This is a genomic window from Burkholderia sp. AU31652, assembly GCF_002223155.1.
Taxonomy (GTDB): Bacteria; Pseudomonadota; Gammaproteobacteria; order Burkholderiales; family Burkholderiaceae; genus Burkholderia.
The window spans coordinates 1,389,881-1,409,004 of the sequence record NZ_NKFG01000005.1 but is presented as its reverse complement, the minus strand read 5'-3'; the positions used below and the strand labels follow the sequence as shown (position 1 = coordinate 1,409,004).

14 protein-coding genes are annotated in these 19,124 nt (G+C 66.7%); 5 read left to right on the top strand and 9 right to left on the bottom strand.

Annotated features, from left to right (window positions below; translation table 11 throughout):
* The first annotated feature begins 95 nt into the window (after positions 1 to 95).
* Positions 96 to 386: an H-NS histone family protein gene (locus CFB40_RS23900; protein WP_089427679.1), complete on the top strand. Its 291-nt coding sequence runs from the start codon at positions 96 to 98 to the stop codon at positions 384 to 386.
* 55 nt (positions 387 to 441) lie between these two features.
* Here the strand turns inward: CFB40_RS23900 and ppk2 are convergent, their stop codons facing one another.
* The 7 genes from ppk2 to CFB40_RS38780 all read right to left on the bottom strand — a co-directional run bounded on the left by ppk2 (position 442) and on the right by CFB40_RS38780 (position 8,037).
* A complete protein-coding gene (gene ppk2, locus CFB40_RS23895) occupies positions 442 to 1,392 on the bottom strand; it encodes a polyphosphate kinase 2 (protein WP_089427680.1) in 951 nt (316 codons plus the stop codon).
* A gap of 89 nt (positions 1,393 to 1,481) precedes the next feature.
* On the bottom strand, positions 1,482 to 2,873 hold the full coding sequence (locus CFB40_RS23890) for an OmpW/AlkL family protein (RefSeq protein ID WP_089432568.1): 1,392 nt from the start codon (positions 2,871 to 2,873) through the stop codon (positions 1,482 to 1,484).
* Positions 2,874 to 2,877: 4 nt separating this feature from the next.
* Positions 2,878 to 4,173 (bottom strand): HlyD family secretion protein, encoded by a 1,296-nt coding sequence (locus tag CFB40_RS23885; RefSeq protein WP_089432567.1) that lies wholly within the window; start codon positions 4,171 to 4,173, stop codon positions 2,878 to 2,880.
* A gap of 12 nt (positions 4,174 to 4,185) precedes the next feature.
* Complete coding sequence (locus tag CFB40_RS23880) at positions 4,186 to 5,190, bottom strand: hypothetical protein (RefSeq protein WP_179255300.1); 1,005 nt, start codon at positions 5,188 to 5,190, stop codon at positions 4,186 to 4,188.
* On the bottom strand, positions 5,187 to 7,307 hold the full coding sequence (locus CFB40_RS23875; RefSeq protein WP_089432566.1) for a peptidase domain-containing ABC transporter: 2,121 nt from the start codon (positions 7,305 to 7,307) through the stop codon (positions 5,187 to 5,189). The genes CFB40_RS23880 and CFB40_RS23875 overlap by 4 nt, the downstream gene beginning before the upstream one ends.
* Positions 7,308 to 7,452: 145 nt before the next feature.
* On the bottom strand, positions 7,453 to 7,638 hold the full coding sequence (locus tag CFB40_RS23870) for a hypothetical protein (RefSeq protein ID WP_027791386.1): 186 nt from the start codon (positions 7,636 to 7,638) through the stop codon (positions 7,453 to 7,455).
* A 225-nt stretch (positions 7,639 to 7,863) separates the two neighbouring features.
* Complete coding sequence (locus tag CFB40_RS38780) at positions 7,864 to 8,037, bottom strand: hypothetical protein (protein WP_006495012.1); 174 nt, start codon at positions 8,035 to 8,037, stop codon at positions 7,864 to 7,866.
* 281 nt (positions 8,038 to 8,318) lie between these two features.
* Here CFB40_RS38780 and CFB40_RS23860 point away from each other — a divergent pair, with 281 nt between their 5' ends.
* A complete protein-coding gene (locus CFB40_RS23860; protein WP_089433297.1) occupies positions 8,319 to 9,734 on the top strand; it encodes a TolC family protein in 1,416 nt (471 codons plus the stop codon).
* 27 nt (positions 9,735 to 9,761) lie between these two features.
* Here the strand turns inward: CFB40_RS23860 and CFB40_RS23855 are convergent, their stop codons facing one another.
* Complete coding sequence (locus CFB40_RS23855) at positions 9,762 to 10,211, bottom strand: winged helix-turn-helix transcriptional regulator (protein WP_089432565.1); 450 nt, start codon at positions 10,209 to 10,211, stop codon at positions 9,762 to 9,764.
* A 353-nt stretch (positions 10,212 to 10,564) separates the two neighbouring features.
* Here CFB40_RS23855 and CFB40_RS23850 point away from each other — a divergent pair, with 353 nt between their 5' ends.
* Positions 10,565 to 11,488 (top strand): alpha/beta fold hydrolase, encoded by a 924-nt coding sequence (locus tag CFB40_RS23850; protein ID WP_089432564.1) that lies wholly within the window; start codon positions 10,565 to 10,567, stop codon positions 11,486 to 11,488.
* A gap of 87 nt (positions 11,489 to 11,575) precedes the next feature.
* Here the strand turns inward: CFB40_RS23850 and ggt are convergent, their stop codons facing one another.
* Entirely contained in the window at positions 11,576 to 13,297 is a 1,722-nt protein-coding gene (gene ggt, locus CFB40_RS23845) for a gamma-glutamyltransferase (protein ID WP_089427686.1), read from the bottom strand.
* A gap of 423 nt (positions 13,298 to 13,720) precedes the next feature.
* Here ggt and CFB40_RS23840 point away from each other — a divergent pair, with 423 nt between their 5' ends.
* Positions 13,721 to 14,245, top strand: a complete 525-nt coding sequence (locus CFB40_RS23840) for a metal-dependent hydrolase (protein WP_089427687.1) — start codon at positions 13,721 to 13,723, stop codon at positions 14,243 to 14,245.
* A gap of 201 nt (positions 14,246 to 14,446) precedes the next feature.
* Positions 14,447 to 19,036: a DEAD/DEAH box helicase gene (locus tag CFB40_RS23835; protein ID WP_089432563.1), complete on the top strand. Its 4,590-nt coding sequence runs from the start codon at positions 14,447 to 14,449 to the stop codon at positions 19,034 to 19,036.
* Positions 19,037 to 19,124 lie beyond the last annotated feature (88 nt).

Below are 19,124 nucleotides of genomic sequence, written 5' to 3'. Positions count from 1 at the left end.
CACCGGCCGAGTCGGCACGCCAGGGCCGGGTGTGCCGCCGTGCGGTTCGTCACGCGTCGCCAATAATCAAAATTCAGCTACGGGATAACGGACGCATGCATCAAGTGCAGACACTGCAAGCCCAGCTTGCGGAACTCGATCGGCGCATCAAGGCGGCGCGGAGCCGCGAACGCAATGCGGTGCTGGCGCAGGTACGCGAACTCGTCACGAGCTACGCGCTGACCGCGCGGGAAATCTTCGGGCAGGGTTACAGCGATCGCGCGAAGCTGTTCACCGTCGGCGTGAAGTATCGCGACCCGGCAACCGGCGCGACATGGAGCGGCCGCGGCCGTGCACCCGCATGGATCGTCGGGCGCGACCGCACCGCGTTCCTGATCCGGGAGTAATGCGCGCCGCGTGGCGCGGCGCGTCCCTTCATCGCATCGAATCCGCGCCGGCCGCTCAGTACGTGTCCGGCACGATCATGTTGTCCGGCACCGGTCGACGGATGTAATCCTCGTGATGCTCGCGCGGCGGCAGGTCGATCGGTGCGTGCGGCACCTCGTGATACGGCACCTGTTGCAGCAGGTGGTGAATGCAGTTCAGCCGCGCGCGCTTCTTGTCGACGGCCTGCACGACCCACCACGGCGCTTCCGGAATGTGCGTGCGCTGCAGCATCTCTTCCTTCGCGGCGGTGTAGGCTTCCCAGCGGCGGCGGCTCTCGAGGTCCATCGGGCTCAGCTTCCACTGCTTGAGCGGATCCTCGATCCGGCTCTGGAAGCGCACTTCCTGCTCGTGATCGGTGATCGAGAACCAGTACTTGACGATCTGGATCCCGCTACGCACCAGCATCTTTTCGAACTCGGGCACCGAACGGAAAAACTCCTCGTATTCCTCGTCGGTACAGAAGTTCATCACGCGCTCGACGCCCGCGCGGTTGTACCAGCTGCGGTCGAACAGCACGATCTCGCCGCCGGCCGGCAGATGCGCGACATAGCGCTGGAAATACCATTGCGTGCGTTCGCGGTTGTTCGGCGCCGGGAGCGCCGCCACGCGGCATACGCGCGGGTTCAGCCGCTGCGTGATGCGCTTGATCGCACCGCCCTTGCCGGCCGCGTCGCGCCCCTCGAAAATGACGACGAGCCGGTGCCCGGTGCTCACGACCCAGTCCTGCAGCTTCACGAGCTCGCCCTGCAGCCGGAACAGCTCGCGGAAATACTCCTTGCGCGCCTCGCGGCGCTCCTGCGAAAACAGCAGGTCGTCGCTGTCGTCGAAGCGGCGATCGTCGAGCTCCATCTCGAGCTCTTCGTCGTAGGCGTCGACCAGATCTTCCTCGAAACGGCGCTGGCGCGCCTCCATCGATTCCATATCGGTGCGGTCGTCGGTCTCGGTGCGGGTATCGTTGTCGCCCATGGGGCCTCCTTCCATCATTGACGCAGCCAAACGCTGACATTATCTCAGTGTCGCGCGTCAAATTCATGAAAAAAGGGCCGGCGCGCCGGTCAGAAGCGGAACGCGAGCAGCACGCTGGCCAGCACGGGGTTCGCGGAAATATCGAACGTGTTCGATGCGAGTTGCCGATTCGGCTGGTCGATGTCCAGCGTAATCTTCGTCCGTAACGGGATATAGGTCACCATGCCGGTGATCCAGAACTGGCGCGTGATCTGGTAGCTCGCGCCGACGGTGAACACCGGCTCCCACACGCTCTTCACCTTGGCCGACACATTGGTCTTGCCCGACAGCAGCAGGTCGCCGCCGGCGTCCCAGATCCGCTGGAACAGCGACGGGTCGAGCAGCAGCGACTGCAGGCTGCCGATGTCCGCGCCCGCCGCGAGCAGCCCGCCGAGCGACGCGAGCTTGCGCTGGAACACGGGATTCAGGTTCGTGTTCGTGAAGCGCGTATAGCTGATGCCGATGCCCGCAAACGGGCGGAACCGATCCTCGCGCTCGCCGAGGTAGTACTTGAACACGACGGAGCCGAGCCACGCGCGCGTGGTCGCGAGCGGGTTGCTTTGCGTATTCGCGAGGTCGATCAGCGGAAAGCGCCCCTGGACGCCGGAAAAGATCCGGTCGAGCGGCAACGCGATGCTGCCGTGCCCGCGCAGCGTCAGCACCGGCGGAATGCCCGCGCCGAGTTCGGCCGCCCAGTTCTCCGAGAAAAAGTGGGTGAACGTGAAAGCCAGCGTGTTCGTATTGCTGAGCGACAGGCTCGAACCCCGGTTCTGGAAGCTGTTCAGCCCGAGTGCGTCCGTGTGCGTCGTCACCGGCGTCGATCGGCCGGTCGTGCCGACGAAGTGCCAGCCGAGGCCGACCATGTTGCGGTCGTCGCCCATCAGCTGCGTCAGCAGCGGCGGCGCCTGGGCGGCCGGCAGATCGGGCAGCCGCGACGGGTCGATCGGATGCAGTTCGTACGGCATCCGGTCGGCGTGGACGACACCGCCCGCCGGTGCGTCATCCGCCGTTGCATCGCGTGTCGCGGCCGGCTCGCAGCCGCCGGCCGAGCCGTTGTCGTCGAAGCCGATGCCGTCCGCGCCGTCGTCGCGTGTGGCCGCGCATGCGCGCCCCGCCCCGCGGGTCCGCTGACCGAGCGTGATCTTGCGTGCCGTGAACGGTACGGCATCGGCTGGCGACACATCGACCGACTCGCCGCGGCCGCTGCGGGCCGGCCCCGGATCAGTCGCCCACGCACTCGCATCGAACCCGTCCGCGTCGCCGCCCGGCCAGAAGCCGATTCCGTCCGCGCCGGCCTGCCAGCGTGGCGCAGCGTCGCCGTCCGGCTGCGGCGCGCCGTGCGCGGCGGCCGCGCACGCGAACAGCGTCGCGCCGAGCCAGCGCGACAGCGGACGCACCGTGCCCGGCCGCGCGCGGCGGCGGTCCTTGTCCCGGCTCGCCATCGGCTCAGGCCGGCACGCCGAACAGGCGCTGACGGATGCGGTATAGCGGCTCGAACAGCCATTCGAGCAGGCTGCGCCGCTCCAGCACGATGTCGGCCTTCAGCATCATCCCGGCGCGCAGTGACAGCGGCCGCCCTTCGAATGCCGGCGTGCGGTCGGCCAGCTCGACCCAGGTCTTGAAGTAGGTCTGCGGCGCGGCGGCATCGCCCGGCAGGTTCAGCTCCTTCGCCGAAAACGCGACCGGCGAGATCGACAGCACCTTGCCGCGATACGTGCCGAACTTCTCGACCGGATAGCTGGCGTACGCCACCTTCACTTCCTGCCCCTTCTTCACGAAGCCGGCCTTCGACGACGGAATGTAGACCTCGGCGATCAGCCCGTCCGCCTTCGCGGGCAGGATCTCGACGACGCGCGTACCCGGCGGGTCGATCACGCCGCCCTGCACGACGTCGAGCCGCACGATCTGCCCGTCGGCCGGCGCGTACAGCACCTGGTTCACGTTCTCGTCGATGTTGTATTCCTTCGCGTTCAGCTCCTCCTGCTTGATCTTCAGTTCCGCGTTCGCACCGTCGTACTTGCTCTGCATCGTGTCGAGGTCGCCGCGCAGCTTCATCGCGTTCTTCGCGAGTTCTGCGCGGCGCAGCAGCAGATCCTGGTACGCCTGCCCGGCCTGCAGGTACTGCGTGTTGACCTGGTTGTACTGCTCGAGCGTCACGACCTGTTCGTCGAGCAGCTGCTTCACGCGTGCGCGCCGTTCGCCGTACTCGTCGACGATGCGTTTCTGGTCCTGGATCTGCCGGTCGATCAGCCCGCGGCTTTCACCCTGCGCGGCGATCTGCTGGTTGATCTGCTGCACCGACGACTTGTATTCGAGCCGCGCCGCGTCGATCTGCTGCGTGACCTCGACGCGCTGCCGGTCGAGCGCGGCGCGCAGCCCCTGCACGTTGTTCGCCTGGCTCACGAAGCTCGTGTCGCGCGTCACCGCGAGCAGCCGCTGGCCGGCCTTCACGTGCTGGTCCTTGCCGACGTAGACGTCGCGCACGGCCCAGCCCGGCGGCGCGCTGACGCCGATCAGCCCCGAGCGCGGCGTCAGCATCCCCGATACGCTCTCGGTGTTCGCATAGCTCAGCTCGACGAGCGCGGTCACGAACATCACGAACATCGCAAGCGACAGGTAGCAGAAGAACCGCATCGACACCGGCACGTCGACGACGCCGTGGATCACGGTGCCGAAGGTCGTGCCGCGCGCGAGCTTGCGCGACGGCTTCTGTTCTCGAAGGGCGGAATTCCAGGTCGGCATGGGGCGGGCTCGTCAGGAGCGACGCCGCGCGGCCGCATCGAGCAGCGGCGCCGGCATCAGGTAAGGCGTGAAGTGTTCCCAGAAATGCCACTGCTCGGGCTGGCGCACGAGCGCCTGCTCGAGCCGGTCGACGATGCGCTGGTGCGTCGCGCGCACGGGCGACGCGTCGTCGTCCGCACCGAGCATCGGTGCGAGCGGGCTGGCCGCGAGCTCGGTGAAATGCACTGCGCAGCGATCGCGGAACGGCACGCCGGTCGCATACGCGACGAGCAGCGGAATCCCCTGCTCGACCGCGAGCTTCACGCCGCCACCGGCCATCCGCACCCAGCGGCCACCGAGCCGGCAGCGGTTGGTCTTGCCGAACTTGCCGTGCAGGTCGGAGAACAGCAGGAATACCGGCGCCTCGCGCCGCAGGCTCGTGATCAGCCGGCGCAGATGCACGCGCTCCTCGATGTCGATGAACTCGACTTCGCCGGCGCCGTATTCGGCGACGAGGCGCAGTGCATCGTCGAAGAACGCGCCGGGCGCATCGCGGTGCAGGATCACCATCAGCTTGCGGTCGTCGGGAATCATGAAGCGCAGCTTCGTGACGAACAGCATCAGGTTGCCGAAGTGCAGCCCCGCGAGCATCAGCGGGCCGCCGCGCGCGAGCGCCGCCTGCAGTTGCGCGTCGCCGTCGCACGCCATTCCATCGATCATCGACTTCATCGATTCAAGGCTGTGCGACCGCAGCTTGAGCCCCGCGAACTCCGCTTCGAACAGCTCGCGCACGATCGCCGCCGCCACTTCCCGCACGCGCCGCGGATCGTCGTTCAGGTGCGTGCCCAGCATGAACGCGACCGCACGCTCGATCGACTCGCGAATGCACGGAAAGCAGCGCAGGCATGCGCCCGAGCACCAGCGCATCAGCCGCAGCCCGCGCGCGGGCGACGTGCGCAGCGCGACGGCGCGCACCGCGCGGCGCACCAGGAACGCGTACGAGAACGGATTGAGCAGAAAGAGTCGCCCGAGCATCATCGCGTCTCCTCGGCCGAACGCCACGCGTCGGTCACATCGGTCAATACGCCGTCCTGCATCTCGTAGATCCGGTCGACCCTCGACAGGATCGACGCGTCGTGCGTGACGAGCACGATCGTGCACGGCAGCGTCAGCACGTTGCGGCAGATCTCGTGGGTCGTCGCCTGGTCGAGGTTCGACGAAAATTCGTCGAGGATCAGCAGGCGCGGCTCGCAATACAGCGCGCGTGCGATCAGGAGCCGCTGCATCTGGCCGGCCGACAGGAACTTCTGCGTATCGCCGAGCGGCGTGTCGTAGCGATGGTCGAGCCGCTCGATCTCGTCGTGAATGCACGCGAGCTTCGCCGCATCGAACATCGCGCCGATCCGCGGCGCGGGCGCAAAGTTCGTGATGTTGTCGCGGATCGTCCCGCGAAACAGCTGGTCGGACTGCGTGACGGCCGCGAGATGCTTGCGGTACTGCCGCAGGTTCACTTCCGCGAGATCCACACCGCCGACGAACAGCGTGCCGGGCTCGGGCCGCACGAGCCCGCAGATCAGGTTCAGCAGCGTCGTCTTGCCGCTGCCGGTGCGGCCGACGATCGCGATCTTGCCGCCCGCCGGCACGTCGAGCGCGATGTCGCGCAGGATCGGGCGGTTGCCGCCCTTCGGCGTGTACGACAGCGCGCGGATCGCCAGCGCGCCGTCGAAACCGTCGATCGGCCGCACGACCGCGTCCGGCGCGGGCTCCTCCGTCCCGGTCTGCAGCACGTCCGCGACGCGGTCCATGTGCACCTGCAACACCTTGCGGCGCACGTAGAGCTGGATCGAGTCGATGAACTTGTCGGCGAACAGGTTCTTGTACTGGATGAACGCGTAGATCACGCCGATCGTGCTCTGCCCATGCATCACGAGCCACGCGCCGTACGTGACGATCACGAGCTGCTCGACGTGCACGATCCCCTTCGAGATCGCATCGAACAGCAGCTGCAGCCGCTCCTGCTGGCGCATCGCCTGCAGCTTCTGCGTGAACGCGTTCACCCACAGGCTGCTGCGCGCGGTCTCGGCCGACAGCAGCTTGATCGAGTGCGCGGAGCGAATGTTCTCGATCAGCAGCGCGTCGGCCTCGGCGCCGCGCGTAAGGATCTGCGACATCGCGTCCTGCAACTGCGGCTGGATCGCGAGCCGGCTCAGCGCAAACAGCACCATCCCCGCGAGACTGATGCCAGCCAGCACCGGGCTGTAGTACAGCATAAGCACGAGCGTCAGCGTGCAGGTGACGATATTGAGCAGCGCGCCGACCAGCCCATCGACGAGAAAGCGCCCGACCTCCGACACCGACGACACGCGCGAGATCGAATCGCCGGTGTTGTGGAACAGGAAATAGCCGATCGGCAGCCGCGCGAGATGCCCGACCATGTTCGCCGACAACTGCTGCGACACGATGTTGCGCAGGTAGCTCTTGATGTTGCCGACGAGGTTCGCATACAGCGTGTCGAACAGGAACACGATCGCGAACAGGATCGTCAGCAGGTACAGGATGTCGACGTCGGTCTTCTTCAGCGCTTCGTCGATCGTCAGCTGTACGTACGACGGGCCGAGCAGCAGCAGGAGCTGCGCGGCGACGCCGCCCGCGATGCCGATCGCGAGGCTCTTGCGGATGCCGGTCAGCCCTTCGAGGTAGTCGCGCAGCCGGATCCGGTCGGCCTGCCCCGCCCGCGTGAAGCCGATGTCCGGATTCAGCTCGAGCGCGTAGCCGGTGATGTGCGTGAGCGCCTGCGCGAGCGGCAGCTTCGTCTCGCCGAGCGCGGGATCGACGATGTGCACGCTGCCGTAGCCGACCTTCGTCAGCACGACATAGTGGTTCATCCCCCAGTGCAGGATGCACGGCGTCTTGAGCGCGTCGAGTTCGCCCGCGTCGAACTGCAGCCCGCGTGCGCGCAGGCCGAGATCGTTCGCGATCTCCATCAGGTCGAAGAACGACAGCCCGGAATCGATCCGCACCGGATAGCGGTTGCGCAGCGTGCGCAACGTGGTTTCGCGCCCGTGCCACGACGCGATCATCGCGAGGCAGGCCAGGCCGCACTCCGTCACCTCGTCCTGCAGGATCGGACGGACTTTACGCGTATTGAAGAGCATGGTCGGGCACCCGGGGCGCGACGACGCGCCGCCCGGGCCTGCCGCTAGCGGGCCCGTGGCGGGTCGTGCGCGATACGCATGGGCGCAGCCGGCACGCTGCCGGCTGCGACGGAAGATCGGTGTTACCGGCTGCTGGGCGGGCCGCTCAGCGCGACGAGCCGAGCGACATCCGGAACTGTTCGACGGCGCGGGTCTGGTACTGGGTCATCAGGCCCTGGAGCGTGGTCCCGATCGACTGGTTGACGAGATCGACCGTATAGGCGGCCGAATTGGAGTAAAGCGACGCGCCGCCGCGAATCTGGCGGGCCTGTTCTTCCGTGATGTCTCGCATTTGTTGTGGCCTTTATATTGTCGGAATGCCCGCCACCGTCAGCCAATTGCAATCTCAATGGCCGTCAACTTTATTACGGGGATAATCCGGCACTCCTGCCTCCTGATAATCGCCCGAACCGAAAATAATGCATTCCGGATTCGCTTTATTTCCACTGCGGCGATCGATTCTTTTCCTTCTGTTTCGCAGCATTTCGCGCGGGGGGCGCCTCCCCGCGCACGGCGGTTACTTGCCGGTGTTATTGAACGTCTTCGGGTTCTGCAGGTAATTGCCGAGGCTCGGCAGGAACTGGCCGAGCGCGGTCACCACCGGCGCGGCGTCAACAGCGAGGCTACCCAGCGAGCTGATCGCACCGCCGCCATGCACATTCCTGACCTGTTCCGTCGTCATGACCTTCATCATTCTCTCCTCGTAAAAAATAAAGATGACGCAAAGAACCTTCATTGAAAGACAAACGGCTTTTAATCCCTAGCGACTTGTTAATCTAATAATCACTGCGATTACGAGCCGAAATCAGGCTATCATGCGAGCGCATCGGAATTCAATGGAGGACACACTCTTACAGTGGTGTTTTCCGATGCACCACGATTGACAGGCATTCACGCTGTTTGAATTTCAATTTCAATACGTTTAAATCCCGCCGCACTGCGTTGCGGCACGGGCAGGAGACGGAGACGGCCATGTTTGAAACGAGGCGCGCGAATCGCGGATCAGCAACGCGGAATGCGGGTAATTCCCTATCAAGTTTTTCGACTAGGTGGAATCCCCGACTTGCAACCATGACATTGTTCGCTGTAACGATAGCCGGCGTGTCCGCGAACGCGCACGCGTTCTGCCTCGACACCGCGTTCCAGTACGCGGTCGTGCACGATCCGCGCTACCTGCAGGCACGCAGCGAATACGACGCGGCCCGCCAGAAATTCCCCGAAGCGCGCGCGCAGATGCTGCCGCAGGCCGCCGCGCAACTCGAATGGGGACGCTACGGGACGCACGCGAACCTGTTCGGCATCGACGTCAGCGGATCGAGCAATGCCGCATACGGTTCCGCGCAGGTCACGCAGGCGCTGTTCAACGTGCCCTACCTGTACGACATGCGGCGCGCGACCGAGTACGAGGAATCGGCGAAACAGAAGCTCGAGGTGGCGCGGCAGGACCTGATCCTGCGCGTCGCGAACGCGTGCTTCGACCTGCTGAGCGCGCGCGAGAAACTGCAGTCGGCCGACGACGAAGTGAACGCGCTCACCCGGCTCGAAAGCGATACGCGACGCATGGCGCAGCTCGGGATGAAGACGATCGGCGATACGGCGGAAATCGAGGCGCGCCGCAGCCTCGCGCAATCCGACGAAGCCCTCGCGCAAACCGACGTCGACGCACGCTGCGCGCGCTACGAGACGCTGCTCGGTTCGACGATCGATTTCTCGCGCTGGCCGCGGCTCGCGATGCGCGGGTCGTCGCCGCGCATTCCGTCGGGCGACTACGCACCGCAGGACAACCCGGCGTACCGGCAGGCGTATCGCGACGTCCAGGTCGCGCGGCTCGCTGCGAAGCGCGTCAGCGCCGAGCACTTGCCGACCGTCGACCTGTTCGCGTCGTATTCGCGAGGGCTCAACCCGAACCTGCGCGGGCTCACCGACCGCTCCGACTTCCATCAGAGCGCGGTCGGCGTGCAGGTGACGATTCCGATCTTCTCCGGCGGCAGCGTGTACTACCGGCAGGTGGAAGCCGAACACGTGACCGAGCAATACCGCAACCGGCTGCGCGAGGTCGAGGAGCAACTGGGCACCGATCATCGCGAGGCGCTGTCCGCGCTCGAATCGGTCGGCAAGCGCATCCGCGCGCTGCAGCAGTCGCTGCAGGCCGCGCGGCTCGCGTACGATTCGTCGATGAAGGCGCACCAGGTCGGCTACAGCACGACGTACGAAACGCTGAACCTGCGCCGTGATATCTCGGGCATCCGGCAGAAGCTGTTCGACAGCTATCTCGACGCGCTGAAGCTGCAGCTGAAGCTGAAAAGCGTGCTGGGTACGCTCGACGAACAGTCGCTGATCGCGGTGGACAGCTTCCTCGAAAGCAACGCGGCGAGCGACCGGAGTTGAGCGCGGTGCGAGCCTGGTCGCCGCCCATCAGTCCGGCGGCGGCAACACGACCGTGTCCTCCGGCCCGAGCACGCGCCCGTCCTGCGAACGCAGCTCCAGTTTCCTGACCGGCAAACCGCTCTTCCGGTCGACGAGCAGCACGTGTGCCTCGTCCGGTTCGAAGAAGAAATCCTCGCCCCACTGCCGCAGCGCGACGAGCAGCGGAAACAGGCCGCGCCCTTTCTCGGTCAGCACGTATTCGTGATGCGCACCACCGTCCGCGGCCGGCACGATGTCCATGATCCCGTGCGCGACCAGATTGCGCAGACGCGCGGCCAGGATGTTCTTGGCCAGCCCGAGATTCTTCTGGAATTCGCCGAAGCGGCGCAGCCCGTCGAACGCGTCGCGGACGATCAGCAGCGACCACCAGTCGCCGATCGCGTCCAGCGGGCGGGCAACGCCGCAGGGGGATTCCTCGTGCGTGGTTCGTCTGTTCATCGTTGCATGGGGCGATGCCGTTCCCGGTATGCGGGTGAAACGGCGATCGTTTTCGGTGAAATGAATGGTTGCAATATAAAACTCGTCGAACGAAAGATCAATCGCCCGGCGCCCGACTGTTCGCGATCGCCGAATGGAATGGCCGATTCGGGCCAGATTGGCACTTCAACTCCTATTTCCAGCCGACAAATTCCGGCACTGCTCCTTTCCGATGCGTCATCACGCGCCCACGGCTCGGTCATTCGGTGGCTATCGAGGCAATCTTTTTGGTTGCAACTTGCAACCCGATATCCTACGCTTGGATTCGGTTTCAATTTGAAACCAAACTTTCCGACTATCCGAAGGAGCGTTCGATGATCCGGTCCGATGCCACGTTCAACGGCACCTTTCCATTCGCCCCGCATTTCGACGACGCATCCGGCTTCCGGATGCACTACGTGGACGAGGGTCCGCACGACGGCGAAACCCTCCTTTGCCTGCATGGCGAACCCACGTGGGGTTATCTGTTCCGCCATCTGATTGCCGCGCTGAGTCCGACGCACCGCGTCGTCGTCCCCGATCACATGGGCTTCGGCAAAAGCGCGACGCCGCAGGACCGCAGCTACTGGCTGCAGGACCATATCGACAACCTGGAGCGCTTCGTGCTCGCGCGCGGCCTCGATCGCATCACGCTCGTGATGCACGACTTCGGCGGCCCGGTCGGCATGGGGCTGGCCGCGCGGCATCCGGACCGCATCCGGCGGATCGTGTCCGCGAACGGGCCGACGCCGTTCGGCCAACCCGATCTGGTCGAACGCCTGAACGCGAACGGTCGCACTGCGCCGTGGTTCCAGTGGATCGCACGCGCGGCGGCGGACGATACGCTGGAGACGGTGCTCGGCCAGCTCGGCTTCAATATCCTGAGCACGCTGAAGCTGAACGGGTTCGAAAATCACGCGGTGATCAACGACACGTGGATCGCCGCATACGGTGCGCCGTTCGCGCAGCCGGAGGACTGCGTCGGCGCGATCGGATGGGCCCGCGGGTTTGCCGCTGGCGCGCACCGGTTCGAGGAACCCGATGCGGCGGCGCTGCGCGCGATACGCGACAAGCCCGCGCTCGCGATCTGGGGAGACGCCGACCGAACGCTCGGCGCCGAACACTTCCTGCCGCTCTTCACGGCACTGTTTCCGTCCGCCCCCGTCGAACGGCTAGCGGGCGTCGGGCACTACTGCTTCGAGGATGCGCCCGACGTCATTGCGACACGCATCGCTGAATTCATCCGGGCCACCGGTTGAGTGCGTTCCGCAGCCGGCGGCACGACGCCCGGCTGCGGAACACGGCGTGCGCGGCCGCCTTCGCCACCGCGCACGCACCGCTTCACGTCAGTGGATGATCCGCGTCACGCCACGCCCGCGCGGATCGGCCATCGCCTCCGGCGTCTTGCCGTCGATCTTGATCACCTGGATGTCGCCGCTGAAATCCTGCCCCTTCAGCGTATAGCCACGCGCCTCGATCTGCTTCGCGAGTTCGCCTTCGATCGGGTGGTACGGCTCCCAGAAGATCGTGTTCGGCGGCAGCAGCTGGTGATGGAAGCGCATCGCGCCGACGGCCTCCTTCAACGGCATCTTGAAGTCGTAGATGTTGTTGATCACCTGGAAGATCGACGTGAAGATTCGCGAGCCGCCCGGCGTGCCGATCACGAGCGACACCTTGCCGTCCTTGGTCATGATCGTCGGCGACATCGACGACAGCGGGCGCTTCTTCGGTTCGATCGCGTTCGCATCGCTGCCGACCACGCCGAACATGTTCGCGACGCCCGGCTTCGCGGAGAAGTCGTCCATCTCGTCGTTCAGCACGATGCCCGTGCCGTCGGCGATCACGCCCGAGCCGAAATAGCCGTTGATCGTGTACGTGTTCGACACCGCGTTGCCCCACTTGTCGACCACCGAGAAGTGCGTCGTTTCAGCCTTCTCCGGCATCGTCGTGCCGAGGCCCGGCTGCACGCTCTTCGTATCCGACGGCTCCTTCGGGTTGACCTCGCCCGCCCGCTTCGCGATGTACTTATCGTCGGTCAGCTGCGCGATCGGCACCTTGTAGAAATCCGGATCGCCGAGATACTGCGCACGATCGGCGAACACGCGCTTCTCGATTTCCGCGACGAGGTGGATGTACTGCGGCGAGTTGAGCTTCACGCCCTCGAAGTCCTGCTTGAGGTCGGCCTTCATCTTCAGCAGCTGCACGAGGCCGATGCCGCCCGAGCTCGGAGGCGGCGCGGTGATCACGTCATAGCCGTTCCACTTCGCCTGCACCGGCTGGCGCCATACCGCGCGATACTGCGCGAGATCCTCGGTGGTGATCAGCCCGTTGCCGTCGCCGGTCTTCATCGACGCGGCGATCAGCTCGGCCGTCTTGCCCTTGTAGAAACCTTCCGCGCCGTCGTTCGCGATGCGCGTGAGCACGTCGGCGAGATCCGGCTGCTTGAAGTTCACGCCCGCCTTCAGCCCGGAGAAATACTTGTCGAAGTTGGTCTTGCCGCCGAACTCCTTCGATGCGTCGACGCCGCGCTGTGCGAGCTGCTCGTCGACGACGAAGCCGTCACGCGCATAGTGGATCGCCGGCGCGAGCACCTGCTTCCACTTCAGCTTGCCGAAGCGCTTCTGCGCTTCCCACATGCCCGCGACCGTGCCCGGCACGCCGACCGCGCGCGGGCCGTACAGGCTCATGCCCTTGACGACGTTGCCGTCCTTGTCGAGATACATGTCCTTCGTCGCGGCAAGCGGCGCGCGCTCGCGGTAGTCGATGAAGTACGGCTTGCCGTCCTTGTAGATCGTCATGAAGCCGCCGCCGCCGATGTTGCCGGCTTCCGGATACGTGACGGCGAGCGTGAACGCGATCGCGACGGCCGCGTCGATCGCGTTGCCGCCTTCCTTGAAGATCCGCTCCGCGGCATCCGCGCTGTACTTGTCGGCCACCGCGACCGCCGAACTCGTCAGGATGGCCGGCTGCGGCCCCTTCGCATAGACGGGCGCGTTCGGCAGGAAGCCGATGCCGGCCACCGTCGCGAGCACGACAGCGGATGATTTGAAGCGATTCAGCGTAGTCATTGCACGTCCCCCATATGGATCTCCTTCAGGCAGGAAAAGCACCTGTTCCGCTCATGGCCGCCGGCGCGCCGACGGCCATCTCCGGTTTCGTAGTATAGGGGGACAAAAAGGGTCGAACACGGGGCGTGCAACGAAAGCGCATTGTTATCTGCCCTCGGTCATGCCGCGGCTTCTGAACATGCATGCAGATCGGTCGAAATTGCACACGGTGCGCGTCTGACGTGTACGTCCGCGGCACCCGTCATCACGCAACGCACAAAAAACCGAAAGTTGCGAACTGCGTGGAAAGCCGCGCGGCACGTGCAAAAAAATCTGCAAACGTCCCTCCCGCTGCATGGGCCGATCTGCGAAGATAGCGCCCCGCTTTCGCGGTGCATCATTTTTCGCGCACGCATCGCTTCACGTTTCTCCGTCTCGCTTCCTATGGCATCACACAATGCGCATCATGCGTCCGGCTTCGCGGCCGGTGTCGCCGCAGCCGTCCTCGTCGCACAAACCGGCGCGACCGGCCCGTGGCATTCGAGCCTGTTCGCCGCGTTCGCGGCCGGCGTCGCGGGCGGCACCGCGCCCGACTGGCTCGAAGTCGCATGGTGGAGCCGCAAGCGCCGCCTGTGGATCACGCATCGCACCGTCACGCACTGGGGCATCGGCTGGATCGCGCTGCTGGCGCTCGGGTGGCACGGGCTCATCCATCATCCGCATCCGCTGTGGGCCGCGCCGCTGTTCGGCTTCGCCTGCGGCGGCGTGATGCACCTGCTCGCCGACTGGCCGAACCCGCTCGGCGTGCCGTGGATCTGGCGGCGTCACTCGCTCAACCTGTGGAAGAGCGGGCGTTGCGACCTGATCGTCGTGGCCGCCGCCTGGGGCGGCACGCTGTGGCTCGCGCAGTCGCTGTGCTCGCGTGCACCGCTGCTCGAGCACTGGCTCGGCTGGCTCAATCGCGTTTGATTGCAATTCGACGCAATTCGGCACGCGATCGGCGTGCCGACACGCATGCAACTTTCCGTTCGTTGAAAGTGCGGTGACGGCCCCCATCTGAAGCGGAATCGTCGCCACACGTGCCCGGCGCGCACGCGCGACGTCTGGCACACTGACGATTCGATTCGCACCCGCGCCCTCCGCGCGCTTGCACCCCATTTCAACGCTCCGATGGACGTCACCACTACCCGCCCTGCCGCCAGTGCGCTCGACGTGTTCCACCCGGCCGTCGCCGCGTGGTTCCGGCGCACGTTCACCGCGCCCACCGGCGCGCAGGCGCTCGCGTGGCCGCACATCAAGGCCGGCCGATCGACGCTCGTTGCGGCACCGACCGGCTCCGGCAAGACGCTCACCGCCTTCCTGTGTGCACTCGACGATCTGGTGCGCGATGCGCTGGCGCACGACGGCACGCTGCCCGACGCAACGCTCGTCGTGTACGTGTCGCCGCTGAAGGCGCTGTCGAACGACATCCACGTGAACCTCGATGCGCCGCTGGCCGGCATCGCCGAATCGCTCGCGCAACTCGGCTTGCCGGTGCCGGCGATCCGCACCGCCGTGCGCACCGGCGACACGACGCAAGCCGAGCGCGCCGCGCTGCGCAAGCGCGCGCCGCACATCCTCGTGACGACGCCCGAGTCGCTGTACGTGCTGCTGTCGTCCACGTCGGGGCGACAAATGCTGTCGAACGTGCGCTCGGTCATCGTCGACGAAATCCATGCGCTCGCGTCATCGAAGCGCGGCAGCCATCTCGCGTTGTCGCTCGAACGTCTCGACGCGCTGGCCGGCCGTGCGCTGCCGCGTATCGGACTGTCGGCGACGCAAAAACCGATCGATGCGGTCGCGCGCTTCCTGGTCGGCGGCCCGGCTGACGCGCCGCGCGACTGCACGATCATCGACACGGGCCACACGCGCGAGCGCGACCTCGCGCTCGAACTGCCGAACGTGCCGCTCGAACCCGTGATGGCAACCGACGTGTGGGAACAGGTGTACGACCGCATCGCCGGCCTCGCAGCCGCGCATCGCACGACGCTGGTGTTCGTCAACACGCGGCGCACCGCCGAGCGCATGGCGCGCCATCTCGCCGACCGGCTCGGCAAGGAAGCGATCGCAGCGCATCACGGCAGTCTCGCGAAGGAGCACCGCTTCGACGCCGAGCAGCGCCTGAAGCGCGGCGAACTGAAACTGCTCGTCGCCACGGCATCACTTGAACTCGGCATCGATATCGGCGACGTCGATCTCGTCTGCCAGGTCGGCTCGCCGCGCGGGATCGCACCGTTCCTGCAGCGCGTCGGCCGCTCCGGGCACCATGTCGGCGGCGTGCCGAAGGGCCGGCTGTTCCCGCTGTCGCGCGACGAGCTCGTCGAATGCGCGGCGCTGCTCGATTGCGTGCAGCGCGGCGAGCTCGACACGCTGCGCATTCCCGAAGCGCCGCTCGACGTGCTCGCGCAGCAGATCGTCGCCGAAGTGGCGTGCGCGGAGTGGCAGGAGGACGCGCTGTACGCGAGCTTCACGCGCGCGGCGCCGTATGCGCGGCTGACGCGCGAGCGCTTCGACGAAGTGATGAAGATGCTCGCCGAAGGCTTCACGAGCCGGCGCGGCGTGCGCGGCGCCTACCTGCATCGCGACGTGGTCGGCGGCACCGTGCGCGGGCGCCGCAACGCGATGATGACCGCCACGACGTCGGGCGGCACGATCCCCGACATGGCCGATTACGCGGTGCTGCTTGAACCGCAGGGCATCCAGGTCGGCACGGTCAACGAGGATTTCGCGATCGAGAGCCTGGCCGGCGACGTGTTCCAGCTGGGCAACCAGTCGTACCGGATCATTCGCGTGGAAACGGGCCGCGTGCGGGTGGAGGATGCGCAGGGGCAGTCGCCGAACATCCCGTTCTGGCTCGGCGAGGCGCCGGGGCGCAGCGACGAATTGTCGGCGGCGGTCGGCCGGCTGCGCGCGCGGCTCGACGGACTGTTCGCCGACGGCGAGCGGCAAGGGCACGCCCGAGGCGGTGAACGCACTGACGACGATATCCGCGGGAAGACGACGGCTGAAACAAAGGCGACGACCAAAGCCAAGACCAAAGGCGGTGCAAAATCGACGCGACGCGTTGAAGCCGAAGCCGAAGCCGAAGCCGAAGCCGAAGCCGAAGCCGAAGCCGAAGCCGAAGCCGAAGCCGCGATCAGTGTACGAAACGACGTCTCCCGTGCCACTGCCAGCCCGGCCGACAGCCGGCTCGCGCCGGCGTTGCGCTGGCTCGTCGACGATCTGCACCTGTCGCCCGACGCCGCGCACCAGATCGCCGACTATCTCGCGCGCACGCGCGCCGCGCTCGGCGCGTTGCCGACGCAGGACACGCTCGTGATGGAGCGCTTCTTCGACGAATCGGGCGGCACGCAGCTCGTGATCCATTCGCCGTTCGGCAGCCGCATCAACCGCGCGTGGGGGCTCGCGCTGCGCAAGCGCTTCTGCCGCAGTTTCAACTTCGAACTGCAGGCGGCCGCGACCGACGACGCGATCATCCTGTCGCTGTCGCTCGCGCACAGCTTCGCGCTCGACGAAGTGTGGCGCTACCTGCGTTCGGCGAGCGCCGAGCACGTGCTGGTGCAGGCCCTGCTCGACGCGCCGATGTTCGGCGTGCGCTGGCGCTGGAACGCGACCACCGCGCTCGCATTGCCGCGCTTCACCGGCGGCAAGCGCACCGCGCCGCAACTGCAGCGGATGAAGAGCGACGACCTGCTCGCGACCGTGTTCCCCGATCAGGTCGCGTGCCTCGAGAACATCGTCGGCGAGCGCGAGATCCCGCATCACCCGCTCGTCGACCAGACGCTCGACGACTGCCTGCACGACGCGATGGACACCGAGGGCTGGCTTGCGCTGCTGCGCCGGATCGAAAGCGGCGCGATCGAGCTCGTCGCGCGCGACCTGCCCGCGCCGTCGCCGCTCGCGGCCGAGATCCTGAACGCGAAACCCTACGCGTTCCTCGACGATGCACCGCTCGAGGAACGCCGCACGCAGGCCGTGCAGTCGCGCCGCTGGAGCGATCCCGAATCGACCGACGATCTCGGCGCGCTCGACGCCGACGCGATCGCTGCCGTGCGCGACGAAGCCTGGCCGCTCGTGCGCGACGCCGACGAAATGCACGACGCGCTGCTCACGCTCGCGTGCATCGCCGACAGCGAAGCACGCCAGCACGAAGGCTGGCTCGACCGGCTCGCGGAACTCGCCGAACACCGCCGTGCGACGAAACTCGTGACACCCGGCGACGCCGCGCTATGGGTGCCGGTCGAACGACTCGTGTGCGTGCGTGCACTGCATCCCGACGCACGCATCGTGCCGGCGCTCAAGGTGCCGGCCGCGTGCGCGCAGCCGTGGGAATCGGACGCCGCACTCGTCGACGTGATCCGCGCGCGGCTCACCGGCTTCGGGCCGCTTGCACTCGACGCGATCGCGGCACCGCTCGGCCTGCCGCCTGCGTCGATCGCGACGGCACTCGCGGCGCTGGAGCGCGAAGGCTATGTGATGCGCGGCCGGTTCACGCCGGGCGCGACGACGGACGAATGGTGCGAACGCCATCTGCTTGCGCGCATTCATCGCTATACGGTGAAGCGCCTGCGCCGCGAGATCGAGCCGGTCGAGCGCGCCGATTTCATGCGCTTCCTGTTCCATTGGCAACACCTGACGCCGGACACGCGCGGCACGGGCCGCGACGCTCTCGCGGCCGTGGTCGAACAGCTCGAAGGCTACGAGGCCGCGGCAAGCGCCTGGGAAGACGCGCTGCTGCCCGCGCGGCTCACCGACTACATGGCGGGTGGGCTCGACGAGCTGTGCCGCTCGGGCAAGCTCGTTTGGACACGCATCGGCGCGCCGGCGCGCGCAGCCGGCACACCCGTGAAGACGACGCCGATCGTGCTGCTGCCGCGCCGCCACCTCTCGGCCTGGCAGGCGCTGCGCGATCCCGATGCGCAACCGGCGCTGTCCGCGCGGGCCACGCAGGTACGCGACGCCCTCGCCGCGCATGGCGCGATGTTCTTCGATGCGCTGCTCGACGACCTGCACATGCTGCCCGTCGAACTCGAACAGGCGCTCGGCGAACTCGTGTCGGCCGGCCTCGTGAATGCGGACAGCTACGCGGGCCTGCGTGCGCTGTTGAAGCCCGCCGTCAAGCGCAGCGCGACCTATGCGCCACGCACCCGGCGCGGCGGTGCGCTGATCGGCGGGATGGATGACGCGGGCCGCTGGGCACTCGTGCAACGTCATGCGCCGCCGGCCGATGCGCCCGCACCGAAACGCGGCCAGGCCGCGACCGACCCCGACGCGCTCGAACACATCGCCTGGACGCTGCTGCGCCGCTACGGCGTCGTGTTCTGGCGGCTGCTCGAACGCGAAGCCGACTGGCTGCCGAGCTGGCGTGAACTCGTGCGGGTACTGCAGCGCCTCGAAGCGCGCGGCGAGATTCGCGGCGGACGCTTCGTCGCCGGGCTCGCGGGCGAACAGTTCGCGTTGCCCGAAGCGATTCCGATCCTGCGCGAAATGCGGCGGCAACCCGGTGACGGACAGTACGTGTGCGTGACGGGCGCCGATCCGCTGAATCTTGCCGGCACGCTGCTGCCCGGCGACAAGGTGCCGGCGCTGGCCGGCAATCGCGTGCTGTTCCGCGACGGCGTGCCCGTCGCCTCGCTGGTTTCGGGCGCGTTCCACTACGCCCCCGAGCTGTCGCCCGCCGCGCGCGAGGATGCCCGCCTGCGGCTCGCACGCCACTGCTGACATCGGCTGACACACGACACCGCACGGACTACTGATCGCCGGGCCGCGCTGCCGCCGTCGTTCGGGTAGCATCGAACGATTTTCCGCG